Below are 20,394 nucleotides of genomic sequence, written 5' to 3' on the forward strand. Positions count from 1 at the left end.
GGGCCTGTGTCCAGTGACACAGCGAAACGGAAGCGTTCCGTTACGATCTGCAGGGTTTGTCGGTTCTGGTGTCAATCGCCGCCGAGGCCGTGCCGGGCCGGCGGGTGCCCCACCGAGAGACCGCCGAGCACCAGCCGCCGCCGGATCCGCCACGGCGCGTTGCGGAACAGCGCTGACATCGCGGCCGCCGTCCCGGCCGGGCTGCCTTCCGGGGCCAGGAACGCCGTCCGGTGCGGCTCGTCCAGCCGGAAGAACGCCTCGAAGAACCCCGGCACCAGGTCCGGGGGCAGGGAAAGCAGGGCGTGCAGCGCCCGGTCCCGCAGCACGTGTGCGGCCACCGCGCTCGGTGGCCACTGGATCGACCAGCTCGCCCGGGCCGCGGCCGCCGGGCCGGACGGGAGCGCGGCGCTGATCGCCGCCGCCAGCCACGGCGCGCGTTGCAGGGACGCCGCCACGCTGAAACCGGTCGCCGGGTGCATGAAGCCGGCCGCCGCGCCGAAGGGGATCACCCGGCCAGGCGGGGGCAACGGGTCGTCCACCGGGAACCGCACCCGCTCCTCGTCGATCCGCCCGTGCGCATCCACCCCGGCCGCGGCGAACCGGCCGGCCAGCCTCCGGCGCAGCAACGCCAGCGGCAGCGCCGGGCGGCGCGCCAGCGAGGTCTCCTCGATCAGCACCCGGTTCGGCCCGAGGTGGATCGCGTAGAGGAACGTGGGCCAGCCGCCGCGGGTTTGCGGGGCCTGCCGCCAGTCCATGAACACACCCGCATCCGGGTCGCAGAAGGGCTCCGCCGTTGCGGCGTCGACCACCCAGCCCACCGCGGACTGCTGGGCCGCGGTGTGCGGCGGGCGACCGCCGGAGAGGGACCGTGCGGCGCCGGTCGCGTCGACCACGACGGCCGCCGCGATTCGCCGACCGTCCTTCAGCACCACGGTCGAACCCGTCGGCCCGTGTTCGGCGGCCGTAGCGCGCCCCGTCACCTCGACGACGTCGGCGCGCCAGAAGTGCTTCCACAACGCCGTGTTGTCCAGCACCGCGTACGGCCGCTGCCATTCGTGCCGGTCGGTGCCGTGCACCGCCATGCGCGGCATCACCGACGCCAGTGCCGCCGACGGCACCGACGGGGGCAGCTCGTCGCGCCAGGTCCCGTAGGTGTGTGGCCAGACGCGACGCGGGGCCGGGTCGACCAGCGTCACCTGCAGGCCCGTATCGCTGCAGGCAGCCGCCGCCGCACGACCCGCCGGTCCGCCGCCCACGACAACGACATCCACTGCAGCATCAGATCACGTCGGACACGGGGTCCGCTGCCAGGGCGGCGGGTGTCTGAGGTTCCGCTACCCGCGCCGCTACGCAAGCCACCTGCGTGCACCCATTAACGTGAGGCCATGCAGGATGTGCAGCCAACCCGGACCGGGCGGCGCAGCGGACGCTCCGGAGTTCATAACGGCCCTGGTGATCTCGCCGCGAGCCCGTTCCGCGCGGACCGCGACCGGGTGTCCAGCTCCGCGTTCTTCGCCCGCCTCGGCGGCGTGACGCAGGTCGTCAGCCCCAGCGGCTCCGGGCTGCTGCTGCACAACCGGCTGACCCACAGCCTCAAGGTCGCGCAGGCCGCACGGGCAATCGCCGAGCGGCTGGTGGCCGACCCGGACAACGTGGCGCGGCTGGACCGCCTCGGCGGCTGCGACCTGGACGTGGTCGAGGCCGCCGGGCTCGGCCACGACCTCGGCCACCCGCCGTTCGGGCACCTCGGCGAGAGCGTGCTGGACCGGCTGGCCCGGCAGCGGTTCTCGCTGCCGGACGGGTTCGAGGGCAACGCCCAGACCTACCGCGTCGTCACCCGCATCGACGTGCGCGGCGTCGGGGTCGACGGTCTGGACCTGACCGCGGCGGTGCGGGCCGCGCTGCTGAAGTACCCGTGGACGCGGCTGTCCCGCCCGCAACCGCACCCCCGGCACCTGGACTCGCCACCGCGCGGCGCCTCCGAACCGGAGGACCAGCCGGGCACCGGGTCGGCCAAGTTCTCCTGCTACAGCACCGAACTCGCCGACATGATCGACGCCCGCGCGGCGTTCCGCGGGCGGCTCGAGGACTGGCAGCAGACCGTCGAGGCGTCGATCATGGACACCGCCGACGACATCGCCTACGCGATCCACGACTTGGAAGATTTCCACCGTGTCGGGATCCTGCAGCACACCAGCGTCTCGCACGAGCTGACCGAGTGGCTCGGGCACGCCGTGGAGTTCGCCGGCCGCTCCGACGCCGACCTCGCCGGCGACGGCATGCGCCCCGGCTGCTCGCTGGAGCGGCTGCGCCGCCGACTGCACGCCAAGGACGGCTGGATCGCCGACGACGAGGCGTTCGTCAGCGCGGTCAAGAAGGTCGTCGCGAACCTCGTCAACAAGCTGCTGGAGGTGCCCTTCGACCGCTCCCGGCTCGCCGAGCAGTCCATCGCGGCCTTCTCGGGGGAGTGGACCCAGCGCCTGGTGGAGGGCATCCAGGTCGAGGCGCACCCGAACACGCGGTCCGGGCACGTCGCGCTGGCGGTCGAGCAGTGGCACGAGGTGCAGGTGTTGAAGTTCGTGCACCGCCGGTTCGTGCTGCAGCGCCCCGACCTCGCGCTGCACCAGCGCGGCCAGGACCGGCTGCTGAGCAAGCTCGTCGAGGCGCTGGACAACTGGCTGATCGACCGCAGCGAGGCCGCCCGGCTGCCGCACCGGCTGCGCGACCTTTTCGACCGGGCCCGCGCCGAGTTCGCGCAGTTGCTCAACGACGACCCGGAGCTGCTGGTGGTGCCGGGCGCTGCGGAGCCGGCCGACGCCGAGCGCCTGGAGCGGATGGCGCGCGGCCGGGCCGTGATCGATTTCGTCGCCTCGCTGACCGATGACCAGTCGGCCGCGCTGCTGGAGGCCCTGTCGGGCCGGACCACCCAGTTGTGGAGCGACACGTTCGTGCTGTGACGAGGGCTGTTCGGGTGTGACCGATGTGATGCGGTCTGCGATCAGATCGGTGGACACCGCCAGATACACTGTGTCCGTGGTTAGCAAGCGTTTCGTGGTTCGCGTTCCCCGCGCCACCCCATCGCTGGTCCGCCCGGTCGTCGTCTAGCGACCGCGCCGCTCAGCAGTGCCCGCGCCCACCCGGCGCCGACCGGTGGGCGCGTTCGTGGAACCGCTTGACCACTATCCTTCGGAGCTTCCTTTGATTTCTGCCACCGGCCTGGAACTGCGCGCCGGCTCCCGCATCCTGCTCTCCGACGCGACCCTGCGCGTCCAGCCCGGCGACCGGATCGGCCTGGTCGGCCGCAACGGCGCGGGCAAGACCACGACGCTGCGCGTGCTCGCCGGCGAGGGCCAGCCCTACGCCGGCGACGTGGTCCGCCGCGGCGAGCTCGGCTACCTCCCGCAGGACCCGCGCGAAGGCGACCTCACCGTGACCGCCAAGGACCGGGTGCTGTCCGCGCGGGGCCTGGACCAGCTGATCCGCGACATGGAGAAGGCCCAGACCGCGATGGCCGAGCTGGTCGACGAGCGGGAGCGGGACAAGGCGATCGCCCGCTACGGCAGGCTCGAAGAGCGCTTCGCCGCGCGCGGCGGTTACGCCGCCGAGAGCGACGCCGGGCGGATCTGCAGCAACCTCGGGCTGCCCGACCGGGTGCTCAACCAGCCGCTGAGCACGCTCTCCGGTGGTCAGCGCCGCCGCGTCGAGCTCGCCCGGATCCTGTTCGCCGCGTCCGAGGCCGGGCCCGGCGGCGGATCGGCCACCACGCTGCTGCTCGACGAGCCGACGAACCACCTCGACGCCGACTCGATCAACTGGCTGCGCGACTTCCTCAAGAACCACGACGGCGGCCTGGTGGTCATCAGCCACGACGTGGATCTGCTGGCCGCCGTGGTCAACAAGGTGTGGTTCCTCGACGCCATCCGCGGCGAGGCGGATGTGTACAACATGGACTGGGACCGCTACCAGGACGCCCGCGCCGCCGACGAGAAGCGCCGCCGCCGCGAGCGCGCCAACGCCGAGAAGAAGGCGTCGGCCCTGATGGCGCAGGCCGACAAGATGCGGGCCAAGGCGACCAAGGCGGTCGCCGCCCAGAACATGGCCCGCCGGGCCGAGAAGCTGCTGGCCGAGGCGGAGACCGAGCAGGCCCAGGAGAAGGTCGCCAGGATCCGCTTCCCGGAACCGGCCGCGTGCGGACGCACCCCGCTGACCGCCGACGGCCTGTCGAAGTCCTACGGTTCGCTGGAGATCTTCACCGGCGTGGACCTCGCCGTCGACCGCGGTGCCAAGGTCGTCGTGCTCGGCCTCAACGGTGCGGGCAAGACCACCCTGCTGCGGCTGCTGGGAGGCGTGGAGGAACCCGACGTGGGCGGAGTCGTGCCTGGTCACGGCCTGCGCATCGGGTACTTCGCGCAGGAGCACGAGACGCTGGACCACGACGCCACGGTGTGGGAGAACATCCGCAGCGCGGCACCGGACACCCCCGAGCAGCAGCTGCGCACCCTGCTCGGCGCGTTCCTGTTCCAGGGTGAGCAGTTGCAGCAGCCCGCCGGCACCCTCTCCGGCGGTGAGAAGACCCGGCTCGCGCTCGCGGGACTGGTTTCCAGCGCGGCGAACGTGCTGCTGCTGGACGAGCCGACCAACAACCTCGACCCGGCCAGCCGCGAGCAGGTGCTCGACGCGCTGCGCAGCTTCACCGGGGCGGTGGTGCTGGTCACGCACGATCCCGGCGCGGTGCAGGCCCTCGAACCGGAACGGGTCATCCTGCTGCCCGATGGGACGGAAGACCACTGGTCAGACGACTACCTGGACCTCGTCCAATTGGCGTAACGACGGTTGCGCTCGCGGCGCGCACTACTACGGATGGATTAGTGCGTTCCGGTGATCGCCGGGCGCACATCTCGACCATTGGCCGATCTTTTTTCCATGATCGCCTGGCGTTCCCGCGTATCCTGTTCGATCATTGCGCTGACAGGGGTCGCGAGGCCCGACCTGCTCAGAGGGAAGGCGGGGACACCGTGGCTGAGCTGAAGAAAGGCGCGCGCATCACGGGTAGTGCGCGGGACAAGCTTGCGAGTGACCTGAGAAAGAAGTACGAGAAGGGGGCGAGCATCCGCGCTCTGGCCGAGGCAACCGGCCGGTCGTACGGGTTCGTGCACCGCGTCCTGAGCGAATCAGGCGTGCAGTTGCGGGGCCGCGGGGGCGCGACGCGCTCGAAGAAGAAGTGAGCACGGCGACCAGCGGTCGCCGGATTTCGACATAACACGACTCCAGCGATCTGCTCAGATCTGCAATGGAGGTCCGTTTGGCGGAGTCGATAGTGGACGCCGGCCTGTTGGATCGTGGCGGTGTGGGGCTCACGATCCACGGGCGGCGTGCCACGATCACCTTGAACCGCCCGGACAAGCTCAACGCGCAGACACCGCACACCTGGCAGGCGCTGCGGGAGATCGGGCGGTGTCTCGCCGCGGAGATCCGGGTCGTGGTGGTGCGCGGCGAGGGTCGGTCGTTCTCGGCCGGCCTTGATCGTCGGCTGTTCGGATTCGCCGACGTCGACGGGGCGCCTGGGCTGGCCGCGCTGGCCCAGCGCCCCACCGAACAGGCCGATGCCGAGGTCGCCGGCTTCCAGCAGGGGTTCAGCTGGCTTCGCGAACCCGACCGGGTAACCATCGCGGCCGTGCAGGGGCACGCCATCGGGGCCGGTTTCCAGCTGGCGCTGGCGTGCGACCTGCGCGTGCTCGCCACCGATGCGCGGCTGCGCATGGCGGAGACCGGGCTGGGACTCGTGCCGGATCTTGGCGGTACGTTGCCCCTGGTCAGGACCGTCGGTTACGCAAAGGCAGTGGAGATCTGCCTGACCGGGCGAGAAATTCAGGCGGAAGAGGCCGTGCGGCTCGGTCTGGCGAACTCGGTCATCGAGCCCGAGCTGCTCGACGACGCGGTGGACCGGCTCGCCGAAGCCGTCACGCAACCGCCGGCCGGCGCGGTCCGCGAGACGCTGGCGCTGCTGGTCCAGGCAGACGAGGCCGTCGACCCGGAGCAGCAGCTCGCGGCCGAGCGCGCCGCCCAGCTGCGCCGCATCGCGGAGCTGGCCGAGCATTTCGGCGCGGAGTAGATCAGCGCAGGCCCGGCACCCGTTCCCCGTAGTGCGCGAGGTTCGCCGCGTTCGCCTCGTCTCCGCCGACCGTGTTGGAGCTGCGCCAGACCGGCAGGTCGACGCCTGCCGCCGCGGCGAGGTCGTACATCTGCACCAGCAGCATGTTCCACAGGAACGCGTTGGCCATCGAGGACAGCGGCGCCGTCACCGGTGCTGCCGCCGGGTAGCTCGCATCGCCCCCGCGCACCAGCGTGTCCAGCACGATCCCGGCTTCTTCGGCCAGCGTCGTGCCCGCGCGCTTCGGGGCTTCGGCGCTCGCCGCCGGCGAGGTGATCGCGACGATTGTCGAGCCGGCTGCGCGGGCGAGCTTGGCCAACTCCACCGGGTACGGGTTCACCCCGGAGTTGGAGAACACCACCAGCGCGTCCGTGCCGCCGCGGAACCCGGCCCCGGTGAGCACCTCTTCGGCCAGGCCGCTGCGGCGTTCGGTCTTGGTGCTGGCCACCGCGCCGTGCAGGGGCAGCAGGTCCGGGTGGTACAGCGGCCGGACTGCGGCCAGCCCGCCGGCCCGGTAGAAGGACTCCATCACCCCGGCCAGCGAGTGGCCCGCGCCGGCGGTGAACACCAGGCCGTCCGCCTGGATGGCGGCGAAGAGCCGGTCGGCGGCGGCTCGCAGGGTCTCGGTGTTGTGCGCGCCGATCTTTCGCAGGTGTTCCAGCGTCTGCTCGGCGTGGACCAGGCCGGTTTCCGACATGTTCGCGCTCCCGTGGCGAGGTGATCGTGGACATGAGGTCTATACCAATCACGGGGGTATCGGTCAAGGCGCGCGGCGTGCCCCTGCCCACCACTGGTGTGGTGCGCGGGATACGCTGTTGATCAGCAAGCAAGATCGGACCGCGGGGGATGCATGCCGAAACGAGGCAACCGCCGGGAACTGCTCGCCGACGCCGCCATCGAGGTGCTGGCGCGCGAAGGAGGCCGCGGGCTCACGCACCGCGCCATCGACCGCGAGGCCGAGGTTCCAGAGGGCACCACCAAGAACTACTACCCGACGCGCAGCGCGGTGTTCCTGGCCGTCGCGCGTTATCTCGCCGCCCAGCACACCGCTGCGCTGCGCGACCTGCGCAGCCAGATTCCCGCGGACGTCACCGGTGCGGAGATCGCCGCGTTGTACGCGGCGATGCTGCGGCGGATGTCCACGAGCGCGAGGTCGCAGTTCCTGGCGCTGTTCGAGCTGCACCTGGAAGCGGTGCGCAACCCCGAGGTGCGGGAGGCGCTCGGCGACATCACCGAGGCCAATGTGGACACCGCGGTGCAGTTGCACGCCGCGGTGGGGCGCCAGATGAGCCGCCGCGGCGCGGGATTGCTGGACGCGGGCATGCTCGGCGTGGCGCTGTCGGTGCTCAGCCTGCCCGACGACCTGGTCGAGGAGTTCGGGCTCGACGACGCGGACGGACTGGCGCGGGCGTTATTGTCGCTGGGCTCGGGTCGGGACGAACCGACGCTTGGGGTGCTGCGGGACTGCGCCAGCTGAGCGAGGGCGGTCGGCCGCCCGGTGGCGCTGCGATACCGCTGGATGACGCACGGTAGCCTCTGGAAGGGTCGGCCATGATCGAAGTGGATGCGGGGAGCATGTCGAATCCAGCGCAAGACGAGCCCGGCCCACTCGAACCGCCTGCGGTCGTGTTCGCCCGCCTCGCCGACGTCCCGGTGGGCGCCCTGGACAAGCTGATCGAGGCGACGCACGAGGTCTACGACGACCTCAACAAGGTGCTCGGCCACCCCTACTGGGGAGACCTGGTGTTCCACCAGGGCGCGGCGATCAAGGCGCTGAAGGAGGCGCGGATCTGCCTGGAAGGCCTGCGCGCCGAGGCGATCGGGGCCCGCAACACCGAACTGGGGATCACGGTCGCGACCGCGGTCGCCGACGGCGAGCGGTACTACGCGCAGACCGAGGACGACAAGGCCGAGCTGGTGGACAAGGTGCTGCGGCCGCAGCGGCCCGGCGCCGGCCACCTCTACGTGTGGGACCGCCCGCACGAGGATCCCGAGGCTGCCGGGCCGTACCAGCAGATCCGGATCGTCACCGACGTGGCGGCCGAGGTCGGCGTCCTGAACTTCACCGAGGAGTCCGAGGACGGCGAACTCCAGTCCTGGCACACGCTCAACCCGGCACCGTCGGCGGAGGCGCCGGCGCTGCCGTTCGACGCGGGCAGCACGCTGAAATTCCCGCGTGACGCGGTCCTGCCGTTCCGAGATCTCCGCGCCGCACTGGACGAATTCACCCGAACCGGTCAGCGACCGGAGGCCGTGCACTGGCAGACCGCGCGCTGGGGAGACCTTTAGTCAGCCGTAGATGCCTTGGATTGCGCGGGCCGCGATGGTCGCCACGATCTTGAATGCCTTCATCGCCTCGGTCATGTTCGGCGCGTCGAACCCGACCCGCCGCACGTCCAGCTGCTCGACGGTCGGGATCACCTCGGCCGCAGCGGCCAGGTGCGCGGCGTCGAACTCCACCTCGATGCGGTGCGGCCGGACCACGCCCTCGGTCCGCCCGGCCAGCGCGAGGCTTTCGGTGGCTGCGGCGCGAATGTCGGCCGCGGTGCGGGCCGGTGGGCGGCAGATCGCCGCGTAGCGGCTCACGCATTCCTTGACCACGACGGTCTTCGCAGCGGGTGCGTAACCTGCGGCCTCGGAGCAGGCCCGGTCGTCGCCGGTGACCAGCAGGACCGGCACCCCGTACTCGGCGGCCAGCGCCGCGTTGAGGCCACCCTCCCCGGCCGGGGCGCCGTCGAGCCACACCCTGGTGATGGAGTTCTCCAGGTAGGTGTGTGAGAGGACGCCTTCCTCACCCGCGCCCGCGTGGTAGCCGAGGAACACCACACCGTCGACATCCGAATCGATGCCCTGCATCATGGACAGCGGCTTGTGCCGCCCGGTCAGCAGCACGGCCCGCTGGTCGAGGTCCTCCAGCAGCAGGTTCCGCTGTGCGGAGTGCGCCTCGTTGACCAGCACGTCGGTGGCGCTGCCCGCGCAGAGCCCTTCGACGCACGCGTTGACGTCCCCGGTGAACAGGCGGCGGAAGCGCTGCCACTGCTCGGTCCCCGGCACCACGTCGTCGGTCCAGGTGACGCCGGTGACGCCTTCCATGTCCGCTGAGAGCAAGATCCGCACGGCGGCAAATCTATGCCGCGCAACCAGGCTTCCAGGCGGCGACGCGCCGATTGGGTAACGGTTCGATTCCCCTGCGTGACGCGGCTCGGAGACGACCTTCGGTTAACCATTGACGAACAGTGCCCGAAGGTGGTTTCTTCTTCTCATTCGCCGCAAAGGAGGGGGCACCGTGAGCAGACGATTCGCCGTGCTCTGGGCCGTGCTGCTGGTCGGATTGCTTGCACCGATGCCGGCCACGGCGCAAGGAGACGGCGCGCGCCAGGACGGGGCGACGCTCCGGATCGGGCTGCAGCAGCAGATCGACTCGCTGAACCCGTTCCTGGGTTACACGGTGCCCTCCAGCGACATCTTCCGGTCCATCTACCCGACGCTGACGACCTACAGCCCGGACGACTTCTCGGTGATGCCGGAGCTCGCCGAGAGCTGGGAGCCCTCTCCGGACAGGCTCACCTGGACCTTCCGGATCCGCCCCGGCGTCAAGTGGTCCGACGGGCAGCCGGTGACCGCCCACGACGCGGCCTACACGTTCAAGCGGATGATGACCGATCCGGCCGCGAGCACCGCCAACGGCAACGTCGTGGAGAACTTCGAGGCCGTCACCGCCCCGGACGACAGCACGCTGGTGATCCGCACCAAGACGCCGCAGGCCACGATGCTGGCGATCGACGCGCCGATCGTGCCCGAGCACGTGTGGTCGAAGGTCGCCGACGTCGCGACCTTCGCCAACGACCAGATGCCGGTTGTCGGCAGCGGGCCGTTCACGCTCACCGGCTACCGCGCCGAGCAGGACGTCACGCTGACCGCCAACCCGGAGTTCTGGCGCGGTGCGCCGAAGGTCGCCGGCTTGCGGTTCATCCAGTTCAAGAACAGCGACGCCGCGGTGCAGGCGCTGCGCAAGGGTGACGTCGACGTCGTCCAGAAGCTCACCCCCGCGCAGTTCGACGCGCTCGCCGGGCAGCCCGGCATCCAGCAGGTCAGGGGCCAGGGGCGGCGGTTCTTCGAACTGTCGCTCAACCCGGGCGCGGCCAACAGCGAGAACCAGCCGATCGGTACCGGTCACCCGGCGCTGAAGGACGTGCGGGTGCGGCAGGCCATCGACCAGGGGATCGACCGGAAGGTCCTGGTGGGCCGGGTGCTCGGCGGCTACGGCCAGGAGGGCGGCGGGTACCTGCCGCCGATCTTCTCCGATTACCAGTGGACTCCGCCGCAGCCGCGGACCTTCGACCCGGCGGCGGCCAACCGGAAGCTCGACGAGGCGGGTTACGCCCGCGGCGCGGACGGCATCCGCCGGACCCCGCAGGGTGAGCCGCTGAACTTCAACCTCGTGCTGCACGGTTCCCGCTCGGAGGACACCCAGGTCGGCGAGTTCGTCAAGCGGTGGCTGGCCGATCTGGGCATCGGCGTCGAACTGCAGCCGGTGTCGGACAACCAGCTCAACGACCGCACCACCAGCGCCGACTACGACATGGTCATCAGCGGCTGGGCGGCCAACCCGGACCCGGATTACGTGCTGCGGCTGCAGACCTGCGCGTCCCGGCCGGGTCCCAACGGCGGCGGCAACCCGGACACGTTCCTGTGCGACCAGCAGTACGACGACCTCTACCACCGGCAGCTCGGCGAGTTCGACCAGGCGAAGCGGGTCGATCTGGTCAAGCAGGCGCAGGCCCGGTTCTACGACCAGGCCGCCGGTCTGATCCTGTGGTACCAGAATTCGCTGGAGGCCTACCGCGCCGACCGCTACAGCGGGTTCAGCCTGCAGCCGAAGACCGACGGCGTGATCGTGGCGCAGCAGGGCTACTGGGGCTACTACGGCGCGCAGCCCACCGACAAGGCGCTGAACGGCTCGGGCACCGACTACACCAGTGTCGCCTGGGTGCTCGGCGGGGTCGTAATGCTGGTCGGCGTCGTGGTGGCGCTCGTGGTGGTCCGCCGCCGCGCGACCGCCGACACCAGGGAGTGAGCCGTGTCCGAAGCACTCGTCACCGTCGCCGAACCGCCACCGCCGACCGGCAGTGGCCGCCGGATGGCCCGCTACCTGGGCGGCAAGCTCGGCGGCGGCCTGGTGAGCCTTTTCATGGTGGCGGTGCTGGGGTTCTTCCTGTTCCGGGTGATGCCCGGCGACCCGGTGCGCACCATGACCCACGGCGCGCCGGTGACCGCGCAGCAGATCGCGGTGCTGCGGGAGCGGCTCGGCCTGGACCAGCCGCTTTGGAAGCAGTTCCTGGACTTCCTCGGCAACCTGCTGCGCGGTGACCTCGGCACGTCCTACACCTACAGCCGCCCGGTGGGCGAGCTGATCCTCAACCGCATCGGCCCGACCGTCCTGCTGGTGGGCACCGCGACCGCGATCGCCGTGCTGCTGGGGCTGTGGATGGGCAGCCGCGCGGCGTGGCGGCACGGCGAGGCCTTCGACAAGACGTCGACCTCGATCGCCCTGACGCTGTGGTCGGTGCCGACGTTCTGGCTCGGGCTGATCGTGCTGATGGCCTTCGGCGTCGGGGTCGGGCCGATCCCGGGCCTGTTCCCGGTCGGCGGGATCTCCTCGCCGGACACGCCGCCGGAGCTGCTGCCGCAGGTTCTCGACGTCGCCCACCACCTGGTGCTGCCGACGCTGACCATGGTGGCGGTGATCTACGCCGAGTACCTGATGGTGATGCGCTCGTCGCTGCTGGAGGAGATGGGCGAGGACTACCTGACGACCGCGCGCGCCAAGGGCCTGCGCGAGGACCTGGTGCGGCGCCGGCACGCGGTGCCCAACGCGCTGCTGCCCACCGTCACGCTGATCTTCCTGCGGCTGGGGCTGGTGGTGGCGGGTGCGATCACGGTGGAGACGGTGTTCTCCTGGCCGGGCCTGGGGCTGCTGACCTACGAGGCGCTGCGGGTGCCGGACCTGCCGTTGCTGCAAGGCATTTTCATCGTCCTTGCCGGGAGCGTGGTGGTGATGAACGTGTTGGCCGATTTGGTCTACCGGGTGCTCGATCCGAGGGTGCGGGAATCATGACGGCCACCGCAGGGCAGATCATCTGGGCCCGCCGCAAGGCCCGGGCGGCCGAGGCGTGGCGCGTCTTCCGCGCGGACCGGGCCGGGCTGGTGGGTCTCGTGCTGCTGGTCGTGGTCGGCGCGTTGGCGTTGTTCGCGCCGCTGCTCACCGACGCCAGCGGCCTGGACGTCACGCGGGCGCCCGGCGAGCCGCTGCAGGCGCCGAGCAGCGAATTCTGGCTCGGCACCGACGAATCCGGTCGTTCGGTGCTGCTGCTGACCTGGTGGGGCGCGCGAGTGTCGCTGGTCGTCGGGCTTTTCGCGGCGGTGCTGTCGGTCCTGATCGGCACCGTGGTGGGGGTGCTCGCGGCCCACTTCGGCGGCTGGACCTCCCGGGTGCTGCTGCGCTTCACCGACTTCTTCCTGGTCCTGCCGTCCCTGGTGCTGGCCATCGCGTTGTCCACGGTGCTCGCCCGCGGGCTTCCGACGATCGTGCTGGCGATCGGGGTGACGGCCTGGCCGGCCACCGCGCGGATGGTGCGGGCCCAGACGCTGACCGTCGAGGCCCGCCCCTACATCGAGCGGGCGTGGACCCTGGGCGCCGGGCACGGCCACATCATCGGCCGCCACGTGCTGCCCGCGGTGCTGCCGCTGGTGTTCGCCAACACCACGCTGTCGGTGGCCAGCGCGATCATCGCCGAGTCGACGCTTTCGTTCCTGGGGCTCGGCGACCCGAGCCGCGTGTCGTGGGGTTCGATGCTGAAGTCCGCGATGGACACCGGCGCGGTCACCGGCGGTGCGTGGTGGTACTTGCTGCCGCCGGGCCTGGGGATCGTGGTGGTGGTGCTCAGCTTCACGTTGTGCGGGCGGGCGCTGGAGACGGTGTTCAATCCGAGGCTGCGGGGGCGACGGTGACTCCGATTCTGCAAATGCGGGACGTGGCGGTGGCCTACCGGGGCGCTCCGGAGGCCTCGCCGGGAATGGTCGCGGTGCGGGGCGTGAGCCTGAGCCTCGCCGAGGGGGAAACCCTAGGCTTGGCAGGGGAATCCGGTTGCGGCAAGACGACGCTGGCGATGTCCGTGCTGCGGCTGCTGCCGAGCTCGGCGCGCATCGACGGCGAGATCCTGCTGGACGGCAAGGACGTTCGCGAGATGACGTTCGGGCAGCTGCGCGCGGTGCGCTGGGCGAGCGCGTCGGTGGTTTTCCAGGGCGCGATGCACGCGTTGAACCCGGTGCGCACCATCGGCGATCAGATCGCGGAGCCGATCAGGCTGCACGGCCGGGCGAACGGCGACCTGCGCGAGCGGGTCGCGGAGCTGCTCGCGCAGGTGGAGCTCCCCGCGGAGCGGGCCGGTGCTTACCCGCACGAGCTCTCCGGCGGGCAGAAGCAGCGGGTGATGATCGCGATGGCCCTGGCCTGCGAGCCGCGGCTGGTGATCGCCGACGAACCCACGACCGCGCTGGACGTGGTGGTGCAGGCCCAGATCCTGGAGCTGATGGGGCGGCTGGTCGCGGAGCGCGGCATCGCGCTGATGATGATCAGCCACGACCTGTCGGTGCTGTCGGCCAGCTGCGCCCGGCTCGCGGTGATGTACCAGGGCCAGGTCGTCGAGCACGGTCCGTCGCGGCAGGTGATGACCGCGCCGCAGCACGCGCACAGCAAGGCGCTGGCCAGCGCGTTCCCGACAGTCGGCGACCCGCGGTTCCGGCTCGCCGAAGGGGTGCCGAGCGGATCGGCGCTGCTGTCCGCCGAGTCGGTGTCGGTCGACTTCACCAGCCGCTCCGGGCAGACCGTGCAAGCAGTGCGCGGGGTGGACCTCGCGGTCAACGAGAAAGAGATCGTCGCGCTGGTCGGGCAGTCCGGCTCCGGCAAGACGACGTTGGCCCGGACGATGCTGGGGCTGCAGCGGCCGACCGGCGGTGCGGTGCGCTTCGACGGCGTGCCGCTGCCGACCAGCAGCGCGGGGCTGCGCGAGTACCGCAAGCAGGTGCAGTTGGTGCTGCAGGACCCGACCGGGGCGCTCAACCCCCGGCACACCGTTTACGAAGCGGTGGCGGAGGGTTTGCGCATCCACGGCATCACCGACGACGAGCGGGGAAGGGTCGCGGCGGCGCTCGAGGCGGCGGAGCTGCGGCCAGCGGAGAAGTTCTTCGGCCGCCTGCCGCAAGAGCTGTCGGGCGGTCAGCGGCAGCGCGTGGTGATCGCCGGTGCGCTCGTGCTGGAACCGCGGGTGCTGATCGCCGACGAACCGGTGGCGTCGCTGGATGCGACCGTGCGCGGCGAGATCTTGGCGCTGCTGCTGCGATTGCGGGCCGAACGCGGCCTGTCAACCCTGGTGATCACCCACGACCTCGGCCTGGCCTGGAACATCGCCGACCGGGTGGCGGTGATGTACCAGGGGGACCTCGTCGAAGTCGGCCCGGTGGAACAGGTCCTGCTGGACCCCCAGCACGACTACACCAAGACGCTCCTTGCCGCCGTTCCGTCGGTGGAGCGCCGCGTGGCGTAGGGGTCAGATCAGGCCGAATCGCAGAAGCAAGGCCCGGTCGAGTTCCGCGAGTTCGCCGGCGTCGAGCGAGCCCTTGAAGTCGCCCAGCCGATCCGGTGACACCGAGTAGATCTGGTCGGTGAGGATTCGGCTCTTGGTGCCGTTCAATTCGATCTCGGGCCGGTAGACCGCGGCGCCCGCCCGGGTCGAGGTGAGCGCGACCGCGATCGTGCTGGTGGAGAAACGGTCGGACTGGATGATTACGGTGTACCGCCTGCCTTGCTGCTCATGTCCGCGCGCTCCGGGGAATGCCTTGATCTCGTACACGGCTCCCCGGAAGATCACTCGGTGACTCCCATGAACCGCTGTATCGCCAGCATTTCGGCCTGGTCGTCGGGATCTTCCTTGAGCCGTTCGGCGTCCTGCTCGGCCTGCTCCAGCAGAATTTCCTTGTAGGTGCGCAGAAGCGCATAGCGGACCGCCTCGGATCGGCTCCGCGTGTCGCCGGTTAACGCCTTCAGCGCGGTCTCCATGGCTTCATCGGTGCGAACGTTCAGCGTGCCCATCTGCCGACTGTAACACATTTTGTGATACGTGGAGCCTGTGTGCTCCTTCCAACTAGCGCAGCGCCGGTTGGAGGATCGAGAGGCGCTGCGCGTCGGTGTCGAGTTCGGCAGCCACACCGAGCGGGATCGTGCGCTGCGCGTCGCAGTGGCCGAAGCCGAGTTCCCACATGATCGGCACGCCGAGGCCGCTCAGCAGGTCCGACATCACCGCGCGCACCTCCTCCAGCGGCCCGCATTCGGTCCAGGAACCGAGCGCGACCCCGGCGGCGTGGTCGAACCAGCCCGCGCGCAGCAACTGCGTGACGAACCGGTCCAGCCGGTACGGGTCCTCTGTGACGTCCTCGAGCATGGCGATCCCGCGCTCCGGTGGGGTCGGTGCGTCCGGCGCGCCAAGGGAGCCCGCGACGATGCTCAGGTTGCCGCCGTAGGTGATGCCCCGTGCGCGCCCATGCACGAGCGCGCCCGCGCTGGAACGCGTCAGGATCGTGACCGACTCGGGCTGGAACAGCGTGCGGCGCAGGTGCTCCCGCGCCGCGGGATCCTCGACGAACGCCTTCGTGGCCAGCATCGGCCCGAACACCGTGACCACGCCGAGCTGGGTGGCGAACGCGTCGTGCAGGGCGGTGATGTCGCTGGAGCCGGTGAACACCTTCGGCCCGGCCGCGGCCATCTCGGTCCAGTCCAGGTGGTCGAGGATCCGCATGCTGCCGTAGCCGCCGCGCACGCAGAACACCGCGGTGACGTCCGGGTCGCACCACGCCTCCTGCAGGTCGGCGGCGCGGTCGGCGTCGGTGCCCGCCAGGTAGTCCAGGTGCGGATGGCGGTCCCGGACGTGCTTGCCGACCCGCGCGTTCAGGCCCCACGAGCGCAGCTGCGCCAGCCCGGCGTCGAGCAGGTGCTCGGGCACCGGCCCGGCGGGGGCGACGAGTGCCACGGTGTCCCCGCTGCGAAGCCTGTGCGGGCGACGTAGTTCGCGCATGCTCATGACTGGTCCGCCTCTCCACGATCCACAGTGGTGGTTGCGTCCAGCCCAATCTCCCGTTGCGTGGTTTCTTGTGGCTGGCTTGCGTCACGGTCCCCTGGGGTGCGGTTGAGGAGGACTGAGGTTGACACAGGGCTACTCATGCCTGCTCCATCCCGCGATCTTGACCACCGCGCGTGAGAGTATCCGCACCCGGCGTGACGCGCTGGAGTTCGCCGATTGCGAACAACGGTGAAACCGGTGGTCGAAAGGGGCGCTCAGCGAGTAAACCGGCGGATGACCCGGTGGAAACCGCGCCGGTTCGAAACGGTGATGAACAAAACGGGGGCCAGCCGCCTAAGGCCAGCGCTCGGTAGCCTAGTGTCAGAGGTGCCATGGCTCGTGTCATCCACGTCTTCCGTCAACCCGACCGATTCGTCGCCGGAACGGTCGGTGAACCCGGTGAGCGCACCTTCTACCTGCAGGCGTCCGAGGACGTCCGCACGGTGAGCGTGCAGCTAGAGAAGCAGCAGGTGTCGGTGCTGGCCGAACGCATCGGCGCGCTGCTGGAGGAAGTGCAGCGGCGGTTCAACACCGACCTGCCCACCCAGACCCCCGACGACCTGGTCGACACCGACCCGCTGGCGGCGCCGGTGGACGAGGAGTTCCGGGTCGGCACGATGGGGCTGGGCTGGGACGCCGAGACCGAAGCGGTGGTCGTCGAGCTGCTCGCGGTCACCGAGGAGGAAATCGACGAGTCGGTCGTCCTCGACGACACCGAAGAGGGCCCCGACGCGCTGCGGGTGTTCCTCAGCCCCGCGCATGCCCGGGCGTTCGCCGAGCGCGCCGAGCGCGTCATCAACGCCGGCCGGAAGCCGTGCCCGCTGTGCGCCGAACCGCTGGACCCGGCCGGTCACATCTGCCCGCGGCAGAATGGCTACCGCCGCTCGGAAGAGGTCTGACCGGCGTGCGCGCCGGTGATCCCGCGGTCCGCGAACTGCTCCTACACGGCCGGTTGGACGTGCAGGGGCGGCTGGTGGAGGCGTCCAACGCGACGCTGTTCTGCGGGATCGAGGCCGACGGCGTCTCAGCCGAGTGCGTCTACAAGCCGGTGCGCGGGGAGCGGCCGCTGTGGGACTTCCCGGACGGCACGCTCGCCGGTCGCGAGGTCGCGTCCTACCTCCTGTCCGACGCCACCGGCTGGGGGCTGATCCCGCCGACGCTGTTGCGCGACGGCCCGTTCGGGCCGGGCATGGTGCAGCTGTGGGTGGACACCGAAGAGGATTCGCAGCTGGTCGACATCGTCGCCCCGGGCGAGGTGCCGGACGGTTGGCTGCCGGTGCTGCGCGCCCAGGACCACCGCGGCGACCCGGTGGTGCTGGCGCACGCCGACCACGAGCAGCTGCGGCTGTTAGCGGTGCTCGACATCGTGATCAACAACGCCGACCGCAAGGGCGGGCACGTCCTGCACGCGCCGGACGGCCAGGTGCTGGGCGTCGATCACGGCGTGAGCCTGAACACCGACGACAAGCTGCGCACCGTGCTCTGGGGCTGGACCGGCCGGCCGCTGCCTGCCGACGTCGTCGACCGGCTCAGCGAGCTGCGCGCCCTGATGGAGGGACCGCTGGCCGCTGAGCTGGCAGAACACGTGACGCCGAAGGAAGTCCAGGCGGTCAACGCGCGCATCGAGCGGCTGCTGGAGGACGGGACGTTCCCCGCTCCTTCCGGGGAATGGCCGGCCATCCCCTGGCCCGCGTTCTGAAGCCGCGGGTGCGGACCGGCTGCCGGGCGGGGCAATCTGGTCGGGTGCGAACCCGGTACCAGCAGCCGATGATCCAGCCCTCCTATGCCGACCGCCTGCGTGCGCCGCGGCCCCGCTTCAGCGACGTGATGCGGCTGATGTGGACCGGCGGATTCCGCGGCCGGGTGGAGGACTCCAACCGGATCCCGGTGCTGCGCACCGGGCTGCCGCCGGTCACGGCGCAGGACACCGCGGTCACCTGGGTCGGCCACGCGACCTACGTGGTGCGGATGGCCGGGGCCACGGTGCTCACCGATCCCGTTTGGTCGTCCCGGATTCCCGGCGTGCCGCGCCGGCTGACGCCGCCGGGTGTCTCCTTCGGCGAGTTGCCGCCCGTCGACGCGGTCGTGATCAGCCACAACCACTACGACCACTTGGACGCGCCCACCGTGCTACGGCTGCCGCGCGACACCCCGGTGCTGGTGCCCGCCGGGGTGGGCCGATGGTTCCGGCGCCGCGGCTTCACCGAGGTCGTCGAGCTGGACTGGTGGCAGTCCGCGGAGGTCGCCGGGCTGACGTTCGACTTCGCGCCCGCCCAGCACTGGAGCCGCCGCGGCCCGCGGGACACCTGCCGCAGCCTATGGGGCAGCTGGGTGATCTCCGGCCCGGAGCACCGGGTCTACCACGCCGGGGACACCGGCTACGGCCCGCACTTCTCCGAGATCGGGCAGCAGTATCCGGGCATCGACGTGGCGATGGTGCCGATCGGCGCGTACGCGCCGCGGTGGTTCATGAAGCCGGTGCACATGAACCCGGAGGAGGCGGTGCGGGCGGTGGCGGACCTGGGCGCGAGGTACGCGGCGACGATGCACTGGGCGACGTTCGTGCTGACCCGGGAACCGGTCGTCGAACCGCTGACCCGCGTCCGCAAGGCCTGGCGCGACACCGGCCGCGACCCGGAGCAGCTCTGGGACCTCGCCATCGGCGAATCCCGTCTGCTGAGCCCGTGAGCGCTTTTGCGGGTCATAGCACCCGAAAGTACTCACAGGCCACCTACCGATCAGTCCACTAGGGACTGGTAGACGAGTTGGTGCAGTTGGGGGCGGATCGGGTGGGTGCTCGACGGCATCAGCTGGGTCAGGAACAGCACCGTCAGGTCCTCGGCCGGGTCCACCCAGAACGCGGTGCTGGCCAGGCCGCCCCAGGAGAACTCGCCCCGGGAGCTGATCACCTTCGCCGCCAGCGGGTCGTCGATCACCGCGAAGCCCAGCCCGAAGCCCTTGCCCGCGTTGGCCACCTCGGAGAACGACCCGAGCGCCAGGGTTTCCAGGTCCGCGCCGCCGGGCAGGTGGTTGCGGGTCATGTACCGCACCGTGCGGCTGCCGAGCAGGCGTGTGCCGTCGAGCTCGCCCTCGCGGCGCAGCATCTGCGTGAACCGGTGGTAGTCGTGCGCGGAGGAGAACAGCCCGCCGCCGCCGGAGAGGGCCTTGGGCAGCTCGAACGCCGCCGCGTGCAGCTCCGCGTGCTTCGGGTGTGGGCGGGCCTTGCCCTGCGGGTCGGCCGTGTAGAGGGTGGCGAGCCGGTCGGCGTTGGCGCGGTCCACCGCGAAGCCGGTGTCGGTCATGCCCAGCGGCTCGAAGATGCGGGTGCGGAAGAACTCGTCCAGCGTCTGCCCGGACGCCACCTCCACGATCCGGCCCAGCACGTCGGTGGCCACCGAGTAGTTCCAGGCCGTGCCCGGGTCGAACAGCAGCGGCATGCTCGCCCACTCGTCGCAGCAGCCCGCCAGGTCGAGGTCGGCGGCCATGTCGAAGTCGAACCCGGCGCGGCGGTAGAGCTCGTCGACCGGGTTCAGGTAGTGGAAGGCGTACGTGAGGCCGGAGGTGTGCGTCAGCAGGTGCCAGATCCGCATGTCCTCGCCTGCCGGGCGGGTCTGCGGGGCGCGGGCGGTCCCGCCGCGGTAAACCCGCAGGTCGGCGAACGATGGGATGAAGTCGGCGACCGGGTCGGTGAGCTCGAAGGCGCCCTCCTCGTGCAGCATCATGATCGCCACCGAGGTGACCGGCTTGGTCATGGAGTAGATCCGGAACAGCGTGTCGGTCTGCACCGGGGCGCCGCTGGCGATGTCGCGCATGCCGTGCGTCGACAGGTGCGCGATCTTGCCGTGCCGGGACACCAGCGCCAGCCAGCCCGGCAGCTTGCCGGCCTCCACATACTTCGCGAAGTGCTCGTCGATCCGGTTCAGCCGGGCGGCGTCGAAACCGGCTTCGCCGGGGTCGACCTCGATTTCCAAGCCCACTTGATCCTCCTGCGCGTGCCATCGCGGGCTACTTGGTGTTTCTACTCCACCGCGCCCACATACGAAATCCTTTCTGCTATGGCAGCGCTTG

20 protein-coding genes are annotated in these 20,394 nt (G+C 70.7%); 13 read left to right on the forward strand and 7 right to left on the reverse strand.

Annotation, left to right across the window (positions count from 1 at the left end):
- Nucleotides 1–71: 71 nt before the first annotated feature.
- Nucleotides 72–1,271, reverse strand: coding sequence for a lycopene cyclase family protein (locus DL519_RS41300; protein ID WP_190823041.1), 1,200 nt, complete (start codon nucleotides 1,269–1,271; stop codon nucleotides 72–74).
- 114 nt (nucleotides 1,272–1,385) lie between these two features.
- Here DL519_RS41300 and DL519_RS41305 point away from each other — a divergent pair, with 114 nt between their 5' ends.
- The 4 genes from DL519_RS41305 (at nucleotide 1,386) to DL519_RS41320 (ending at nucleotide 6,112) form a co-directional block, all read left to right on the forward strand.
- On the forward strand, nucleotides 1,386–2,957 hold the full coding sequence (locus DL519_RS41305; protein WP_190823043.1) for a deoxyguanosinetriphosphate triphosphohydrolase family protein: 1,572 nt from the start codon (nucleotides 1,386–1,388) through the stop codon (nucleotides 2,955–2,957).
- Nucleotides 2,958–3,198: 241 nt separating this feature from the next.
- Nucleotides 3,199–4,827: an ABC-F family ATP-binding cassette domain-containing protein gene (locus DL519_RS41310; protein ID WP_190823045.1), complete on the forward strand. Its 1,629-nt coding sequence runs from the start codon at nucleotides 3,199–3,201 to the stop codon at nucleotides 4,825–4,827.
- Nucleotides 4,828–5,015: 188 nt separating this feature from the next.
- On the forward strand, nucleotides 5,016–5,225 hold the full coding sequence (locus DL519_RS41315) for a helix-turn-helix domain-containing protein (RefSeq protein WP_010310662.1): 210 nt from the start codon (nucleotides 5,016–5,018) through the stop codon (nucleotides 5,223–5,225).
- Nucleotides 5,226–5,290: 65 nt separating this feature from the next.
- Nucleotides 5,291–6,112 carry an enoyl-CoA hydratase/isomerase family protein gene (locus DL519_RS41320; RefSeq protein ID WP_190823047.1) on the forward strand — a complete coding sequence of 274 codons (822 nt, stop codon included), beginning with the start codon at nucleotides 5,291–5,293 and terminating at the stop codon, nucleotides 6,110–6,112.
- A gap of 1 nt (nucleotide 6,113) precedes the next feature.
- On the opposite strand, the gene DL519_RS41325 is transcribed toward DL519_RS41320, so the two are convergent.
- A complete protein-coding gene (locus DL519_RS41325; protein ID WP_190823049.1) occupies nucleotides 6,114–6,848 on the reverse strand; it encodes a sugar isomerase domain-containing protein in 735 nt (244 codons plus the stop codon).
- Nucleotides 6,849–7,001: 153 nt separating this feature from the next.
- On the opposite strand from DL519_RS41325, the gene DL519_RS41330 reads away from it, so the two are divergent.
- Nucleotides 7,002–7,628, forward strand: a complete 627-nt coding sequence (locus DL519_RS41330) for a TetR/AcrR family transcriptional regulator (RefSeq protein ID WP_190823051.1) — start codon at nucleotides 7,002–7,004, stop codon at nucleotides 7,626–7,628.
- 74 nt (nucleotides 7,629–7,702) lie between these two features.
- Nucleotides 7,703–8,440 (forward strand): Imm1 family immunity protein, encoded by a 738-nt coding sequence (locus DL519_RS41335; RefSeq protein WP_223840093.1) that lies wholly within the window; start codon nucleotides 7,703–7,705, stop codon nucleotides 8,438–8,440.
- On the opposite strand, the gene DL519_RS41340 is transcribed toward DL519_RS41335, so the two are convergent.
- The gene (locus tag DL519_RS41340) at nucleotides 8,441–9,268 is read right to left on the reverse strand and encodes a M55 family metallopeptidase (RefSeq protein ID WP_190823053.1); all 828 of its coding nucleotides are present in this window, start codon (nucleotides 9,266–9,268) and stop codon (nucleotides 8,441–8,443) included.
- A 169-nt stretch (nucleotides 9,269–9,437) separates the two neighbouring features.
- On the opposite strand from DL519_RS41340, the gene DL519_RS41345 reads away from it, so the two are divergent.
- From DL519_RS41345 to DL519_RS41360, 4 genes are all read left to right on the forward strand, one after another.
- A complete protein-coding gene (locus DL519_RS41345; protein WP_190823056.1) occupies nucleotides 9,438–11,228 on the forward strand; it encodes an ABC transporter substrate-binding protein in 1,791 nt (596 codons plus the stop codon).
- Nucleotides 11,229–11,291: 63 nt separating this feature from the next.
- Nucleotides 11,292–12,269: an ABC transporter permease gene (locus tag DL519_RS41350; protein ID WP_223840446.1), complete on the forward strand. Its 978-nt coding sequence runs from the start codon at nucleotides 11,292–11,294 to the stop codon at nucleotides 12,267–12,269.
- Entirely contained in the window at nucleotides 12,266–13,162 is an 897-nt protein-coding gene (locus DL519_RS41355; RefSeq protein ID WP_190823060.1) for an ABC transporter permease, read from the forward strand. The genes DL519_RS41350 and DL519_RS41355 overlap by 4 nt, the downstream gene beginning before the upstream one ends.
- Nucleotides 13,159–14,757, forward strand: a complete 1,599-nt coding sequence (locus DL519_RS41360) for a dipeptide ABC transporter ATP-binding protein (RefSeq protein WP_190823062.1) — start codon at nucleotides 13,159–13,161, stop codon at nucleotides 14,755–14,757. Before DL519_RS41355 ends, DL519_RS41360 begins: the two co-directional genes overlap by 4 nt.
- Before the next feature lie 3 nt (nucleotides 14,758–14,760).
- Here DL519_RS41360 and DL519_RS41365 read toward each other — a convergent pair whose 3' ends face one another.
- Genes DL519_RS41365 through DL519_RS41375 form a run of 3 tightly spaced genes read right to left on the reverse strand, consistent with a single transcriptional unit; the run spans nucleotide 14,761 to nucleotide 16,287 of the window.
- Nucleotides 14,761–15,081, reverse strand: a complete 321-nt coding sequence (locus DL519_RS41365; RefSeq protein ID WP_190823064.1) for a type II toxin-antitoxin system PemK/MazF family toxin — start codon at nucleotides 15,079–15,081, stop codon at nucleotides 14,761–14,763.
- Nucleotides 15,078–15,302 (reverse strand): hypothetical protein, encoded by a 225-nt coding sequence (locus DL519_RS41370; protein ID WP_223840094.1) that lies wholly within the window; start codon nucleotides 15,300–15,302, stop codon nucleotides 15,078–15,080. Before DL519_RS41370 ends, DL519_RS41365 begins: the two co-directional genes overlap by 4 nt.
- A gap of 52 nt (nucleotides 15,303–15,354) precedes the next feature.
- Nucleotides 15,355–16,287: a S66 peptidase family protein gene (locus tag DL519_RS41375; RefSeq protein ID WP_190823066.1), complete on the reverse strand. Its 933-nt coding sequence runs from the start codon at nucleotides 16,285–16,287 to the stop codon at nucleotides 15,355–15,357.
- A 371-nt stretch (nucleotides 16,288–16,658) separates the two neighbouring features.
- Between DL519_RS41375 and DL519_RS41380 the strand changes: the two genes are divergently transcribed.
- The 3 genes from DL519_RS41380 (at nucleotide 16,659) to DL519_RS41390 (ending at nucleotide 19,014) form a co-directional block, all read left to right on the forward strand.
- Nucleotides 16,659–17,225, forward strand: a complete 567-nt coding sequence (locus DL519_RS41380; RefSeq protein ID WP_168584469.1) for a DUF3090 domain-containing protein — start codon at nucleotides 16,659–16,661, stop codon at nucleotides 17,223–17,225.
- A 5-nt stretch (nucleotides 17,226–17,230) separates the two neighbouring features.
- Entirely contained in the window at nucleotides 17,231–18,025 is a 795-nt protein-coding gene (locus tag DL519_RS41385; RefSeq protein WP_190823068.1) for an SCO1664 family protein, read from the forward strand.
- A gap of 68 nt (nucleotides 18,026–18,093) precedes the next feature.
- Nucleotides 18,094–19,014 carry an MBL fold metallo-hydrolase gene (locus tag DL519_RS41390; protein ID WP_223840095.1) on the forward strand — a complete coding sequence of 307 codons (921 nt, stop codon included), beginning with the start codon at nucleotides 18,094–18,096 and terminating at the stop codon, nucleotides 19,012–19,014.
- A gap of 50 nt (nucleotides 19,015–19,064) precedes the next feature.
- Here the strand turns inward: DL519_RS41390 and DL519_RS41395 are convergent, their stop codons facing one another.
- Complete coding sequence (locus DL519_RS41395; protein ID WP_190823072.1) at nucleotides 19,065–20,303, reverse strand: serine hydrolase domain-containing protein; 1,239 nt, start codon at nucleotides 20,301–20,303, stop codon at nucleotides 19,065–19,067.
- Nucleotides 20,304–20,394: the final 91 nt, after the last annotated feature.

This window comes from Saccharopolyspora pogona, assembly GCF_014697215.1.
Lineage (GTDB): Bacteria > Actinomycetota > Actinomycetes > Mycobacteriales > Pseudonocardiaceae > Saccharopolyspora > Saccharopolyspora hattusasensis.